This window comes from Klebsiella sp. 10-1 (assembly GCF_009758445.1).
GTDB classification, from domain to species: domain Bacteria; phylum Pseudomonadota; class Gammaproteobacteria; order Enterobacterales; family Enterobacteriaceae; genus Klebsiella; species Klebsiella scottii.
Genome location: NZ_WQRE01000001.1, coordinates 236,106 through 249,522, shown reverse-complemented (window position 1 = coordinate 249,522; position 13,417 = coordinate 236,106). Strand labels below are relative to the sequence as shown.

Annotated in this window: 17 protein-coding genes, 1 tRNA gene and 5 pseudogenes; 7 read left to right on the top strand and 16 right to left on the bottom strand. The window is 49.2% G+C overall.

Going from position 1 to position 13,417, the window contains the following annotated elements; genetic code table 11:
• Nucleotides 1–268: 268 nt before the first annotated feature.
• From GO007_RS01195 to GO007_RS01190, 3 genes are all read right to left on the bottom strand, one after another.
• Nucleotides 269–505 (bottom strand): hypothetical protein, encoded by a 237-nt coding sequence (locus GO007_RS01195; protein WP_223261738.1) that lies wholly within the window; start codon nucleotides 503–505, stop codon nucleotides 269–271.
• Nucleotides 505–675 carry a hypothetical protein gene (locus GO007_RS28890; protein ID WP_189339811.1) on the bottom strand — a complete coding sequence of 57 codons (171 nt, stop codon included), beginning with the start codon at nucleotides 673–675 and terminating at the stop codon, nucleotides 505–507. The genes GO007_RS01195 and GO007_RS28890 overlap by 1 nt, the downstream gene beginning before the upstream one ends.
• 166 nt (nucleotides 676–841) lie before the next feature.
• Nucleotides 842–1,981, bottom strand: a complete 1,140-nt coding sequence (locus GO007_RS01190) for a hypothetical protein (protein ID WP_095094583.1) — start codon at nucleotides 1,979–1,981, stop codon at nucleotides 842–844.
• Between the two features lie 438 nt (nucleotides 1,982–2,419).
• Between GO007_RS01190 and GO007_RS01185 the strand changes: the two genes are divergently transcribed.
• The 4 genes from GO007_RS01185 to GO007_RS01170 all read left to right on the top strand — a co-directional run bounded on the left by GO007_RS01185 (nucleotide 2,420) and on the right by GO007_RS01170 (nucleotide 5,787).
• Complete coding sequence (locus GO007_RS01185) at nucleotides 2,420–2,965, top strand: hypothetical protein (RefSeq protein ID WP_095094581.1); 546 nt, start codon at nucleotides 2,420–2,422, stop codon at nucleotides 2,963–2,965.
• A gap of 483 nt (nucleotides 2,966–3,448) precedes the next feature.
• Entirely contained in the window at nucleotides 3,449–4,258 is an 810-nt protein-coding gene (locus GO007_RS01180; RefSeq protein ID WP_095094579.1) for a TIGR04255 family protein, read from the top strand.
• An 11-nt stretch (nucleotides 4,259–4,269) separates the two neighbouring features.
• Nucleotides 4,270–4,929, top strand: a complete 660-nt coding sequence (locus GO007_RS01175; RefSeq protein WP_143350127.1) for a helix-turn-helix domain-containing protein — start codon at nucleotides 4,270–4,272, stop codon at nucleotides 4,927–4,929.
• Between the two features lie 9 nt (nucleotides 4,930–4,938).
• On the top strand, nucleotides 4,939–5,787 hold the full coding sequence (locus tag GO007_RS01170; protein ID WP_095094575.1) for a hypothetical protein: 849 nt from the start codon (nucleotides 4,939–4,941) through the stop codon (nucleotides 5,785–5,787).
• Between the two features lie 26 nt (nucleotides 5,788–5,813).
• On the opposite strand, the pseudogene GO007_RS01165 reads toward GO007_RS01170, so the two are convergent.
• The 12 genes and pseudogenes from GO007_RS01165 to GO007_RS01125 form a co-directional block, all read right to left on the bottom strand.
• Nucleotides 5,814–6,217 (bottom strand): annotated as a pseudogene (locus GO007_RS01165) (single-stranded DNA-binding protein).
• A 181-nt stretch (nucleotides 6,218–6,398) separates the two neighbouring features.
• Nucleotides 6,399–7,892 (bottom strand): annotated as a pseudogene (locus tag GO007_RS01160) (DUF927 domain-containing protein); the annotation flags it as partial.
• Nucleotides 7,885–7,980, bottom strand: a pseudogene (locus tag GO007_RS29015) (antitermination protein); the annotation flags it as partial. The pseudogenes GO007_RS01160 and GO007_RS29015, both read right to left, overlap by 8 nt.
• Before the next feature lie 151 nt (nucleotides 7,981–8,131).
• Nucleotides 8,132–8,266: a YlcG family protein gene (locus tag GO007_RS29465; RefSeq protein WP_143350126.1), complete on the bottom strand. Its 135-nt coding sequence runs from the start codon at nucleotides 8,264–8,266 to the stop codon at nucleotides 8,132–8,134.
• Nucleotides 8,263–8,874 carry a recombination protein NinG gene (locus tag GO007_RS01150; protein WP_095094573.1) on the bottom strand — a complete coding sequence of 204 codons (612 nt, stop codon included), beginning with the start codon at nucleotides 8,872–8,874 and terminating at the stop codon, nucleotides 8,263–8,265. Before GO007_RS01150 ends, GO007_RS29465 begins: the two co-directional genes overlap by 4 nt.
• A 218-nt stretch (nucleotides 8,875–9,092) precedes the next feature.
• Nucleotides 9,093–9,272 carry a NinE family protein gene (locus tag GO007_RS01145; protein ID WP_095094569.1) on the bottom strand — a complete coding sequence of 60 codons (180 nt, stop codon included), beginning with the start codon at nucleotides 9,270–9,272 and terminating at the stop codon, nucleotides 9,093–9,095.
• A gap of 6 nt (nucleotides 9,273–9,278) precedes the next feature.
• Nucleotides 9,279–9,728: a DUF1367 family protein gene (locus GO007_RS01140; protein WP_095094567.1), complete on the bottom strand. Its 450-nt coding sequence runs from the start codon at nucleotides 9,726–9,728 to the stop codon at nucleotides 9,279–9,281.
• Nucleotides 9,729–9,766: 38 nt separating this feature from the next.
• Complete coding sequence (locus tag GO007_RS29375; protein WP_255430868.1) at nucleotides 9,767–9,889, bottom strand: hypothetical protein; 123 nt, start codon at nucleotides 9,887–9,889, stop codon at nucleotides 9,767–9,769.
• Complete coding sequence (locus GO007_RS28885; protein ID WP_189339810.1) at nucleotides 9,889–10,029, bottom strand: hypothetical protein; 141 nt, start codon at nucleotides 10,027–10,029, stop codon at nucleotides 9,889–9,891. Before GO007_RS28885 ends, GO007_RS29375 begins: the two co-directional genes overlap by 1 nt.
• Nucleotides 10,029–10,847, bottom strand: a complete 819-nt coding sequence (locus GO007_RS01135; RefSeq protein WP_095094565.1) for a hypothetical protein — start codon at nucleotides 10,845–10,847, stop codon at nucleotides 10,029–10,031. The genes GO007_RS28885 and GO007_RS01135 overlap by 1 nt, the downstream gene beginning before the upstream one ends.
• Nucleotides 10,844–11,155, bottom strand: coding sequence for an ASCH domain-containing protein (locus GO007_RS01130; RefSeq protein ID WP_095094563.1), 312 nt, complete (start codon nucleotides 11,153–11,155; stop codon nucleotides 10,844–10,846). The genes GO007_RS01135 and GO007_RS01130 overlap by 4 nt, the downstream gene beginning before the upstream one ends.
• A pseudogene (locus GO007_RS01125) lies at nucleotides 11,156–11,503 on the bottom strand (ead/Ea22-like family protein); the annotation flags it as partial.
• Between GO007_RS01125 and GO007_RS01120 the strand changes: the two are divergent.
• Nucleotides 11,504–11,845, top strand: a pseudogene (locus tag GO007_RS01120) (site-specific integrase); the annotation flags it as partial.
• Nucleotides 11,846–11,863: 18 nt separating this feature from the next.
• Here GO007_RS01120 and GO007_RS01115 read toward each other — a convergent pair.
• Nucleotides 11,864–11,940, bottom strand: a tRNA-Arg gene (locus tag GO007_RS01115).
• Nucleotides 11,941–12,293: 353 nt separating this feature from the next.
• On the opposite strand from GO007_RS01115, the gene folD reads away from it, so the two are divergent.
• Entirely contained in the window at nucleotides 12,294–13,160 is an 867-nt protein-coding gene (folD, locus tag GO007_RS01110; RefSeq protein ID WP_041144398.1) for a bifunctional methylenetetrahydrofolate dehydrogenase/methenyltetrahydrofolate cyclohydrolase FolD, read from the top strand.
• 1 nt (nucleotide 13,161) lies between these two features.
• Nucleotides 13,162–13,374, top strand: a complete 213-nt coding sequence (ybcJ, locus tag GO007_RS01105; RefSeq protein ID WP_095094561.1) for a ribosome-associated protein YbcJ — start codon at nucleotides 13,162–13,164, stop codon at nucleotides 13,372–13,374.
• The last annotated feature ends 43 nt before the right edge of the window (nucleotides 13,375–13,417 follow it).

Sequence of the window (13,417 nt, the reverse complement as noted above, 5' to 3'; positions counted from 1 at the left end):
TATAGTATGCAGCGCCAACCACGCCGCACGTTTGCCAAGCAGCGCAATCCAAATCCGTATCAAACAGTATAAATTTAACAAGCATCTTTTTTGGATGCCCCAAGCAAGCATTTCAACTTCAGACTATCGCCAGCGTGATCCTGCGGCCAGCGGTAGCTCTCAAATTTCCAAAGCATTCCAAAATTTATGACCACCAGCGCCACATACCCAAGGTGAGGATGGATGAAGAAAACAGTCAGTTATGCGAAACCCCCTCCGTATAACATCGTTATACAGTGGTATACGGTAACCGCAGTAACATTTGATACGCTTCACGTTCAAATGTCGCCCCGTATTGGTTTTTGGCTGCTGAAACTGAGTTATCCACCAGCCCCGCAGCTAAAAGGTGCGTTTCAACATTGCCGCTGACGCCATCAACGGTAATGACATTATCTCCCGTTTCCCGGCGCAGATCGCGGATGTAGGTTTCAGCGATAGCCTCTGCCAGTCGTTGTAGTTGTTCCATTACGCCTCCATTTGCGTGCTTAAAGCGCGTTCCATCAACTGACGCGCGATAACGTGGATGGTTGGAGCAATTCCCAACGGTGATTTCTTCCGTTCATTTTCCTGCAGCGTACGGAGTTTCTCGATCTTTTCCAGGCTGAGGAGAACGGGTTTTACGGATGGTGTTGCCATTGCGTACCTCCTGATATTTATACAGTGATTATACTTGCAATTTTATCAACACTCATCACATCTACTGCAAAATATGAAACGATCATTTTATCATCACGATCGATTTTTCTTATCTTCAGACAATAAAAAGCCCCGTCAAAGCGGGGCTCACAATTTAATAGGTATTTTAGAGCGAGCTTTTTTTCGACGCTTCAATTTCTGTTTCGCAGACATTATAGTTATTAAAATTATACTGAAGGAAAATGTACCCTTTATCAGAACTATTTGCTCTAGCCTCGATAGATACAGAACTTAGTTTATTCTTTAGTGGGGCATCTGCTGTACCTTTCCATTCTGCTGACAAATATCGCTCATGTTTATACAATCCCATCATCCAGTCTCTAGGGTCTTTCCATATTGAACCAGAAAGGAGAAAATCATTTTGCGCTGCTTTACCATAGATAGAAGATAGTGATTCACTGAGCTCTTTAAATCTTGATTTAATAGCAAAGCCATAACTATCTGTATCAATATCTTTTCCAAGAGCTCTTATCTGGCATAGACCTACGGTTGGTGAAATTAACAATCCGTATGCTTCAAAACTGGAATTATTTTTTGGTAAAGAATTAGCAGTATAAAGATTTACATTATTCGCCATTAGCTTAAGTTCTTCTCCGATCATATCTTCAATATTTTTCTTAGATAAACCGACTTCTAAACCAAATGGCCCCTCACCTGCTGGGAGTAACGGCGTGCTGGTGGGATTAGGTACTACTTTATCTGTTTGTTTCTCTGTTGTTACTTCGCTTGCTTGCTCACTAGGTACTTTCACTTCAGCTAAGCCATACGTAGCAGAAAGATATCGTTGCTGGAGCATCGCCCTCGTTTGTTCCTGCGTCGCAATAGCAGACAATTTCAGCGCCTGCAGTAGACCACCGCTATATTGGCTTGCTTCTTTTTTTGCATCAGCAATCTGGTTGTCCAGGTTATCAATTTCTGCTTTTAAAGCCGTAGCTGCTTCAGGGTTTGGTTTTACACTGCTTATTGATACTTCAATTTTAGCCCCCGCCTCTATGGCATTAATACGCTGCTCTAACAAAGCCTTGTTTGTTCCCAAGACTTCAAGTCTAGCAACTGTTAGATTTTTGATTAATCCACCAGAATACTGCTCCTGCAACGCTGTCGCCTCGGCTATTTCTTTTTCTGTCTGAGCCAGTTCACTCCGAAGATTACCAACCTCCTGTTTTTGCTCAGGAGTTAGCTCCTTCGGGCCGCATCCAGCCAAGAGACTGGTGGCAATAACACACGCTAAAAGTGCCTTTTTCATATCCCTAATCCCATTACGTTAACCAGGATTAATCCTAACATAGGGCGTATCATGCCACGATAGCCGTCAGTACAAAGAACGACCAGAATATCGCGAGAAACATAGACCTCGTATACATCCACAGCATTCAAATAAAGACACCCATGAATGTTAGCCAAAGCTGGCACAAGGACAGGCAGGAAGAATAATGTCTCCTTTCCAAGCTACGATCGTCCCTACTGTGCCGGCCTCATTTGCTGCCTTGTGAAGGCCACCGAAATCCTCAGCACGGACTGGTTGGCGTTTACCTTCTCCAGGCATTCATCACAACGTCACTTTAACCACTCCAGGTCGTTATCAGAAATGGAATCGATTGTTTATGGACTTTGAATGAACCTTTGGCGAAGATTGTCTAACGACCTGCCGCAGCCATGCCTCAACCTAACAAGGAAGACCCCGATGCCATTACCTGAACGCATGAAACCAGCCAAAATCAGCCGTCAGAAACTTAAGGAACTGGCGGATGTAGCCGAAGAGATACTTTCGCAAATTGATAACGGCGCCGACGAAGATGATGCAGGGCTAAAAGCGTTGATTGATGACTGGAACAGGCAGGCCGTTAATCCGTATGAATTCTCTGATTTCCGTGACTTTTCCTCATGGACCGACGCAAAGAACTTTACCCGGATGGCATTTAATCAGGAAAAATACTTTGCGGATTTAGCCTGGGATGAACTAGTTCAGATAATTAGTTTCGTGTGCAATGCTGAAGGCAAGGAATCTGAACAAAGCTACGCTCTGGGATTGCTGGAGAAAAACTTTAACGCCAATCCGTCCGATCTCATCTACTGGCCTAATGAATGGTTCCAGGATGAAGACATGCTTCATGTAGATTTGACGCCTGAAGAAATCGCCGGATACCTGATGGCAAAATCTGGCCGTCTTCTAAGTGATGCGCCACAAATAGACCTGAGATACCCGATCCCTCCCAGCGCAGCAAGTTAACACTAAGAGATATCAACACTCATGGGCAAAACACATCACTTGTGCCTATACATAGCCAGAACACATCCAACTTGCCTATCTATAGGCAGAACACACCATTTCTGCCATACATAGCCAGAACACACCGTTTCTGCCTATAAATAAGATATGGGCACTTTCATGGGGCGGTATGATTCTACGTGAAACGCTCAAACTGCCACGCAGCAACAGTCACCACGCATGAAGAGGATAAACTGTATCACGCCGAGCATTCAGCGTTTCATGCCCAATGACAGCCAAGCAAAGATACGTCACCTTCTTCCCATCAAGGCCAAACCCTGCGTTGAGCTTTAGATATATCTATTTAGCAATAGCACTAGTTGCTCATACTATTGATGTAAATATGAACTTACAGATGGAGAATGTGTCAACCTAAGTGTAAACTAGCTACACTATCGAGAGAGCCACACATCACACATAATGAAGCCAATCAAGGAGGGCGTCATGAGCACTACTAATGAACGTATGAGTAATGCGCCCGTATACTATGCTCTGATTCAGGTGAAATTTACGCCTATTGCTGCAATGAACAAGTATGTTGCTGACATACAGGATGCCCTAAGAGTTGAAGGGTTTCCACTATTTGAGGTTAACGCGTCTACTCAACTAAAATTTGAAATGCGGAGCCCAAATGAACCACCGATTCCTTCATTTGAGTCAGTAACCCAATGGCTAATGATGAATGCGGAAAAAACAGCCGGTTTCGTGTTAGGTAATGATTTTATTACTTATCATACAACTGACTATGTTACCCACAAACCATTTATCGCATCCTTGCTTTTAGGGTTAGGGAAAGTTCTGGAGTTCGCCAAGCCAACATTTGTCAGCCGAATAGGACTCCGTTATCTTGATGCGATCATTCCTCAAGGGGATGAGTCGTTAGAAAGTTATCTGGCTAAAGAATTACATGGCGTAGAGTTTGGGCTAACACCTATTCAGGCTATTCAAGAGTCTGTTTTTCAAACCTCTGTTGAGCCTCTGATACCACAGGGTTTTATGATATCACGCATTCATAAAATGAATTCTCAACTAGGTTTTCCACCAGACATGGTTCCTAACGGGATAGCCCCTTTGCCAAGATTTACCAACACAGAACATCGTTGGCATGCAATTATCGACACAGATCACTACGTAGAAGGTAATATGCAGCCAAACTTAGAATTAATCGAAAAACAGCTGTTATCCTTACATGGTAAAGTGAAAGAGGCATTTCAAGGGATGGTTTCAGATTTTGCCCGTTCAAAATGGAACTAAACGTGGGGGAGATGAATCAAATGTATGCTACTCCAACTGGAAGCGTTAGAACGACTGAACGCTATTTACCTACACCGACTTTTGGCACTACAACCCAGAAAGCTGCCGCCGTTGTTTCATGCTTGTTAGTTGGTACGGGGGCTTCATATCCAGTCGATTCGTATCAGTCATGGCGCCAATATGTTCAGCCACGAGTACAATTTGCTTTTGAAGATAATCATTCACCAGTTTTTGTGACTGAGCTTGATGTAAGAAATGTTGCGCAACATTTAGCCAACATCAGAGAGGTTCTGTCTCCATCAATGTCTGAATTGGCAAAAGATTTAGGTATAACCCGACAAGCACTTTATAAATGGCTGTCGGGAGAAAACCAACCAGACGATCAGTCAAAAACAGAATTTATCCTCAACCTCAGTGGTGTGGCTGATGCTTTCTCTAAAGCCTGCTTAGACAACGTGAAGCTACTGATAAAGATGAAAGCGTTCGATGGCCGCTCATTAATGGATATCATCAGGAATGGGAAAGATTGGCATCAACCAGTACAAGTATTGATTGACGAAGCACGGGCAATGAATGCCGCAGCAGAGTCTGCCAATTTTTCTGTTAGCAAGGCCAAACCAACAGATGGATGGAAATCATCTGTTTCTATCCCAGGAACAGTAGAGGACTAAATTAGACTTATGCTGGAACCAGGTACATCATGGCGTCAGGGCCATGTTCTTAAGCATGATGATGCTGTTTCACTTAACTTGCTAAATCCTGAAGAAACAGACTGTAAAGCGGTAGTGATTACCCATGACTGTGATTTACAGAGCAAATCCGAGAAAAATATTGAGATCATTATTGGCCCCTTGAAAAAGGGGTCCAACCAGATGAAAAGGGCTAAACACCCGCGAATTCTTGATTTATGTTTCGAAAACCCAGAAAGCCCCAAAAGAAACGCTATAGAACTACGACACGAAAGGAAAAAAATTCTGCCAAAGGAAGCTTTTCATTGTGAAGAGAGTGATCCAGCCTTTGCTATTTCAGTAGAAGAAAAGCAAGGGCTAAAGCAGTGGCTGGCTGCTAAGTATGGGCGTCCTGCTTTCCCCAATGTTTTTGAAGACCGTTTGCGTGCTTATGATGATGGAAAAAAATTCATCTTCGAAAAAGAAGTTGCTTCTATCATTGCAACAAACGCGGAGCACCTTATCGGCGTTTTTTTTGATTTGGGCGAAGACAGGTTTGATGATCTTGAGGAGGGCTCTCCATACGAGCTATCCATCAGTGTTGTGTACGACGCGACAGAAGGTGGTCCGATTGCACGAGAATCTGCAGAAAAGGCCTGCACTGAACTAGTTGATCTATTTTTTAAATTTTACGGCGATCCGAAATTAGGCCACTCAGAACTTATCGAATTGGATAAGTGTATAGCAATTGCAGACACACATTTTTCACTTCATGCCCTAAGAAGAATGGATCAATGGAGAGTTGAATATATCAGTCTTGAAGATGAAACTCATGGCGATTTCATCGGTACAGGTTTATAAAATTGCTAAATGCATAAGAAGAAAATTTACCTGCTATCACCTGTAGTCTGAAGTTGCTGTTCATGAGCCCGGCGCAGGGCATCTGTAGCTTGTCCCTGTTGTCCTGCCTTACCGCGTACCGTTTTGGCCCTGACGACACTGTCCGCAATGACTTGAAAGCCTTGCTGGGTACCGCCATCCTGACCCGTCCACTGATTGAGTAGCATATTGCCCGCCACGCTGACAAGGTGCCTTTACGGTACCTGGCCAGCGTGTCAGCCTACTTGCCAAAGGCAATAACGCCCAGCCAGAAGGTAGCCTCTCTATTATCTGCCGTATTACAGGGCAGCACCACCGCCAGAGGGGCCATAGCCATGTTCGTGCCTTTTCCCGTTGTTCTGGTCTGCGGATCGGCCACCAGCCGGCCATATGCTGAAATTTGAGCTGTCATCGCTGTGATCCTCTCTTCTGATGCCCTGTACCTGATTTAGTGTTGGTTCAAAATGGTAGTTTGTTGCCTCAATGTTGGTTCATTTTTCAAACATGAAACCTTATTAAACAGATATATATAACTACTGAGGCAACTGAACCAACTGAACCAACACCTAAACTACACACATGAAAGAATGCTTTTACTCTGGCTGGTCGTCGTCCGGCAGATACTGCAGGACATAAACCCGAATCTGTCGCCCATCAATGCGTGGTGACTTTCTCTGGAACCCCCGGCCTGAAGTCGGTGGTGTCAACATGCCAGCCTTCTTCAATACCTCCGCAAACTGACGGGAGTTAAAGCCGCGGGCAATCTCCCCTTCGAAGGCTGCGGGGAAGGTGTAGAACACTATCGGGTCAGTCTCGTGCCCGCCTTTCTGCCGGTATCCCGCCATGTTGGAGATAGGGAGGCTGGTCGGGTCATACGGGAACGGTGCAAAGCGGCTCATCCCGTAAGCGTTCAGGAATGCCTCTGTCTGCTCGATAATTTGCTGATGTTCTTTATTGCCGGTACCAAATTCGCGCAGCCAGGCGTTATAGCTGTACTGGATAGCATCCCGACACGTCTGCTCATCCCAGCCGGTGATCACCTTACCCAACAGTAGTGCGGCTTCCAGAATCGCGAACCGGGCGCCGACGCGATGGACCTGCTCTCCGTAATCCGGTGGGATCAGGCTGCGCCAGCGCTCTTCCGCTGCCCTGACAGCGCCTACAGCCTCGTGCTGGTGGTCCGCCAGCCACTTAACCCACTCACGCCCGGCCACTCCGTGGTGATGCTGATATGCATCCTTCAGAGCATCGGCATGGTGTTTACCATTGGCATGTTCATGAAAACGCACTGCCCGACGCATTGGAATGTTCAGCAGGCGAACCAGTTGGCCCGCTTTAGCCTTACGGCCGGCACTGGCAATGAAGGTCTCCAGATCCATCTCACCGGTACTGATGGCCACAGTACGCCAGCGCTTCAGGTCGCGGTTCCCCCCTTCCTTCGCTCCCTGCAGTTTTCCCGTGCCGTTAAACAGCGCGTAGGCCGATTTATAGACCTCCACCGGGTCAGCCCCCTGCCCGATTTCGTCAAGCGGCATCAGCGCGTCATTATGTGCGGCGGCCTCATTCGCCAGCCCAAGCGCGGTGCCGTACCAGGTAAGGCGCAGTACATCCGGGTTTCCGTAGAGACTGGATGCCACATTAGCAGTGGTGGTCTTACCCGCACTCGACTGTTCGTAGAGGTGGATACCGAATCCATCAGCACCAGCAAGACCAATCAATGGAGCTGCCAGAGCTGCGGCCACGCCAGTCATCATGGAATAGTTGCCAAAGGCCAGACGCCCTACGCTCTCCCTCCAGCTCTGCCCGGTACCGCTGGTGGTGTAACCGGACGCGGCAGAACTCCGCCCGTTAAACAGCACAGGTTGTTCTGGCGTACCTATGATCTCACCATCAGGCATGATATAGGCGCCACACTGCCAACCCGTAGCATGCGCAATGCGCCATACCTCTCCATTGGCACAGCTCTGCAGCCAGTCGGCTAGCGTTGCGCGTAAACCGCTCTTGGTTGTTACATTCACACCACCAGCTTTGAGCGTTCGCCAGCCTTCGCGCTCACCAATGTCAGCAAGGGGTATCGCCTGTACGGTTTAGCGCTTCGGTGGCTGTAGCTCGTGGAGAGTCGGATAGTTGTGGGGATTTTGGGGCGTGGAATTTAACAGTGCTTTCAAGCCTCATTTGGCTATCCTCCATAGCATTACTGGCCAAAATAACCCCGCCGTCAGAGCCACTTTAATCAGGTGAGTATTGATTCCTAGCTCCATCTGCCTTGTGTGAGACCACTCAGCCATCATCCCTGCCATAAACGAATAAAATACGAGAAATGCAGTCAGCATTCTGGCCCCCTGTATAACCGGTAAAACTGACGAAGAAGGATGTAGTTATCTGGAAAGGTTCTGCCGCGTGGAAATAGCTGAAGCCGGATCCACCTGACGCGTAGCGCTTCGATGACTTTTTGCTTCATGCCGCCTCACCCCTTTCTCTCTGAAGGTCTTTCAGCTTCTGCTGATACTCGGCTTTAATCCGCTTGCACTCCTCGATAGTCCAGCGATGTCGATCGTGGTTCGATTCGATGTCGTCAACCGCCCCCTGCCCTATCCTCCGTATCAGCTCAATGCGGTACGGAACCAGATTTCCACTTTTGTGCTGGTTGCATACGATGCATTGTCTATGTATTTGCCGGGGATCAAACCTCAGCTGTGGCGCGGCCGCAGTTGTTCTGTAGTGCCCGGCATCCCACTGCGCTGATGTGTACGTGCCGCAAGAAACGCAGGGCAAATTACGATCTCGCTCTCTGACGAAGGCATTAACGGCTTGTTGGGCTTGTTTAATCCAGTAACTGCGGGGCTTTAAGGCGAGTTTTAGAATCCTGAGTTTGTCTTTCTGCTGCTGCTCCTCTCGTCGTCGTTTCTTATCGGCGGCCTTCTCTGCTTTTTCCCTGACTCGTCTTCGTCCATCCAGCGCCAGCTTTACGCCACAATCAGCGCTACACCACCACTGATTATCAAATTTTGGGATAAACCATTCCCGGCACTCTTCATTTTTGCATCGACGCCTGCTCGCCATATCCATCACTCCGCTTGGTTATGTGTTCGATACATTCCGGCCAGTGCTTCAGTAATACCCGGTGCGGAACCCGCAATTTAACGCCGTGCTGCTGAGCCCACTGCTGTACGCCACTCTGTGAGCACTTTAGCTGGCGTGCGATTATGAGAGCCGGAACCCGGCCGGCAACGCGGCGGATGTAGTCCTGCTCTAGCTGCGAATAAACCTTGTTGCACGTTCTGGGCTTAGCCATGTCTCCTCCTCGCTTTAACTCGCAACCAGCGCTTAGCCAGTAGCGGATATGTTGGGTCGTAGCTCTTTACTTCGGATGCCGTGGGGGTCGGCTTGGTCTTGTTTCTACTTCGCCTGGTGGGAGTAAATATGAGGCTGTCTAAAACTATTTGGGTGGGACTTCGTCGATTCATATCACCTCAGAAAAATGACTGTAATCGGTTGAGGATTGTCGGGTCGGTTGTGCCGGCGAATACGTGTTTTATGGCGGCGTTAATCAGCGCTTTGTAGGCCCTCTCGAATTTCTCCTGATCCATTTTGGCGTACGCGAGGCTTTCGGCCTCAGTCCTGATTTCGCCGTTCAGTCTCACCGTCTGCACATAGAAGCCAGCCAGAATCGTCAGGTCCTTGCGGAACCTATCGAACTGGCTGTGCTCGTCCATATGCTCAAGCCCCGCTCTGTTTGCGCACCAGTGAGCAAAACAGAAGCCAAAGAAGGCCATCACCTTTCGATGAAAAGCGGGGTTTCTGGTGAGTTTGATTTCGGCTACGTAGGTTTCGCCGTTTTTGAATCGCTGGAGTCGATCGAGGTCTGTTTCATTTGCTGGGGAGAATACACCGCCTGGGTGTTTAACTAGGTCGATTTGCAATAACTACCTCCTGCGCGGCTTTGCGTTCTGCGGGGGATTTAGCCACTGATAGCACCCCACGCCAGATTGATTAACGATTCCCAGGCAATGTAAACCCGGATGCCTGCAGCCAGGCCGAAGCCAACCACCATTGCGTAAAGCAGGACGCTGCATTTAGACATCAGTCACCATCCTCTTCTGGCTCTTCCAGAGCATCACGAAACGCCACCGCGACAACCTTCCCGCCTAACACTTCCATGTGCACGTGTACCGGTGGCTCTTTGCCATCTTCGAACTCAACGACGAAAGTTAGCCTGGACATCACTTCACCTCCCGCTCAACGTTAGGGATAACCGCTTTAACGGCTTCGCTGACCTCTTTCATTGAACGATCAAACCAGTTTACATGGTTTACATAACCGTCGAACTTTGCGCCTTTGGCATTAATTTTTGCCACCGTGATATCTCTGGCAGCGTTAATCATCGCCACGGCCAGAACTGTACTGGTTTTAATGCCCTTTCCGAAACGCAACCCAGGCTCTAAAAGCACGGAGCATGGCAGTCTTTCAGGGTATTTAGCACTTACTATGGGAGCCGTCAGATTAGCGAAAACAACTCGTAATCCGGTCTTAATTTCCTCTACGTCGTCAGCACCAATCATGCTATCTGTTAACGCATGGTGGAATGCGTGGGCCATATCGTCAGTGATATCCACCGGCTCACCGACTATCCCCATGCGGTTTTTCAGCAAAGCAACCTCCTCATAGAGATTCATCAATGCCCCAAGGCAATATCTGAAACGATTAGCTCGCTTTATGGTGTCCTCTAATGACTTAACAGCCAATTCAATAGCCTTGATGTTGTCATAGGTTACCTGCTTACTGTCCGCCACTGGCGTTGGAGGCGCGGTGTATAACGTGCGAGTTTCTCCGCCAATACTTCTCAGACGAATCATTTCCTCTTCGTCATTAACATCCATCCATCGGCCGTCGCTTGGCTCGAAAACCTGATATACAGGCTCGCTGTCCATTGCGGCCAGCGCCAGCTTGAACGCTAACAACGTATTGCTGTCAGTAATGCCAACAGCCTCAATTGCAGAAATTTGATGCTGTAACCACTCTCTGGTTAATTTGCTGGTCATTGGTTGGCTCCTTCGATATTCACCTTGATGGCGAATACCTTCACAGGCTCGTCGCCGAAATGTTTGTGAGTAATGGTTTTGATTTCGAATCCGTCATATGGGATATCAATGCGGCGGTCGTGGTCGTCTGCTCGCGGATAGCCCCGCGTGATAATCAGGCGGTCAAATTTCCTTGGGAAATCTTCCCAGGCCTCACAGACCAGCCGGCGCCGCCAATACTCATTGAAGAGGCGATACTCTTCTGTTTTCTCGCCTCGCTTCATTGCGTCGAAATACTCACCGTTCACTGCAAGCTGAAGGTTAGCCATCTACTCAGCCTCCCACTTGATGCCAGCGGCAGTAAGACGCTTCTCGATCTCGTCCAGGCAGCAATTCCAGGTGAGCGCTGCAAATGGGACATTTGAGATATCAACCCGGGGCGGCAGCTTCACGGTGAAGGTGCGGGACTCCCCATCCAGCGGCGGCAGGTCTGGAGCCGTTACGCCAAACAGCGCCGCCAGAGCGCGATAGTTCTGCTCGCTGTGATAGCGACCTTTGCAGCGGACCAGTTTTTCGGCTGCTGCGTTGATAGGTTCCAGCTCGGCGATGCGCCCATGCAGCTTTGCCGCAGCTTCAATGCCGCCGGCAACGAGTGCGTTTTTGGCCTGCGCCTTCTCACGAAAGCATGGCATCGACCAGACAGGTCACTAACACCCGCGGTTAGGAAGATGCGGGTTGATGATAACCGCGCGTGGAACTCGGCATGCAAACGAGCAGGAATTGAAGACTTCCGTTTTCATGACCTGAGACATACGTGGGCCAGTTGGTTAATTCAGTCCGGCGTACCGCTATCTGTCCTGCAGGAAATGGGAGGCTGGGAGAGCATTGAGATGGTGCGGCGATATGCTCACCTGGCACCCAACCACTTAACGGAACATGCGCGACAAATTGACTCTATTTTTGAGGAAAATGTCCCAAATATGTCCCACACGGAAAAATCAGCGGCTGGAGGAAGTTGATAAGTGGTTGATTTTAAATGGTACGCCCTACAGGGCTCGAACCTGTGACCTACGGCTTAGAAGGCCGTTGCTCTATCCAACTGAGCTAAGGGCGCACTGAGAAGCGGGAGCTTCATGATGTGCAATCGCCGGGAATTATACGGTGCACGCCTGATGAGTCAATGCATTTTGCCATCAAACTGTTTTCTGTAGGTCACTTGTCTACTTATGCGACAGGCGATGCCTAAGGATTATCCAATCCTCGCGGTCATTTCCCAGCATAACATCGGCTTAAATGCGTGCTGGTCCGCCATTTATTCATCTTAAACCCGCCTCAACGATATGGTTTATCGTCCCCCCTCGCGCCGAAAAGCGATAAAAAATCAAACGAGGACTGACAGGGAGGCTGGCTTCTGACAAAATATCCGCATCCCCCTTTCGTTAAGATACAGATGGAATCCTCTCTCTGATGGCAGCAAAAATTATTGACGGTAAAACGATTGCGCAGCAGGTGCGCTCTGAAGTCGCGGAAAAAGTGAAGGCGCGCACTGCGGCCGGAAAACGCGCTCCAGGGTTAGCCGTCGTGCTGGTTGGCAGCAACCCGGCATCGCAGATTTATGTCGGCAGCAAGCGCAAAGCGTGTGAAGAGGTGGGGTTCATCTCCCGCTCATACGATCTTCCGGAAACCACCAGCGAAGCGGAGCTCCTGGAGCTTATCGATACGCTGAATGCCGATTCGGCTATCGACGGTATCCTGGTGCAGCTGCCGCTGCCTGCCGGGATCGATAATGTGAAAGTACTGGAACGCATTGCGCCGGACAAAGACGTCGATGGTTTCCATCCCTACAACGTCGGCCGCCTGTGCCAGCGCGCTCCGCGTCTGCGCCCGTGCACGCCGCGCGGTATTGTGACGCTGCTTGAGCGCTACAACATCGATACCTACGGCCTGAACGCGGTGGTGATCGGCGCCTCTAACATCGTCGGCCGCCCGATGAGCATGGAGCTGCTGCTGGCAGGCTGTACCACCACCGTTACCCACCGCTTTACCAAAAACCTGCGCCAGCACGTCGAAAATGCCGATCTGCTGATCGTCGCGGTCGGTAAACCGGGCTTTATTCCGGGAGAATGGATTAAAGAAGGCGCGATTGTGGTCGATGTCGGGATTAACCGCCTGGAAAGCGGCAAAGTGGTTGGCGATGTGGTCTATGAAGATGCCGCCGCGCGCGCGTCATACATCACGCCAGTCCCTGGCGGCGTCGGCCCGATGACCGTTGCCACCCTAATTCAGAACACGCTGCAGGCGTGCGAAGAGTATCACGACATTCAGGAGGCCTAAGATGGCGACTTTTTCTCTGGGTAAACACCCGCACGTTGAGCTGTGCGATCTGCTGAAGCTGGAAGGCTGGAGCGAAAGCGGCGCGCAGGCAAAAATCGTCATTGCCGACGGTCTGGTTAAAGTCGACGGGGCGGTTGAAACCCGCAAGCGCTGCAAGATCGTTGCCGGCCAGACTGTGAGCTTTGAAGGCCAGAGCGTAACCATCACCGCCTGATTGCCGTCGCTGAATAAAAAAATGCCGGGCCCCTGAAGGTCCG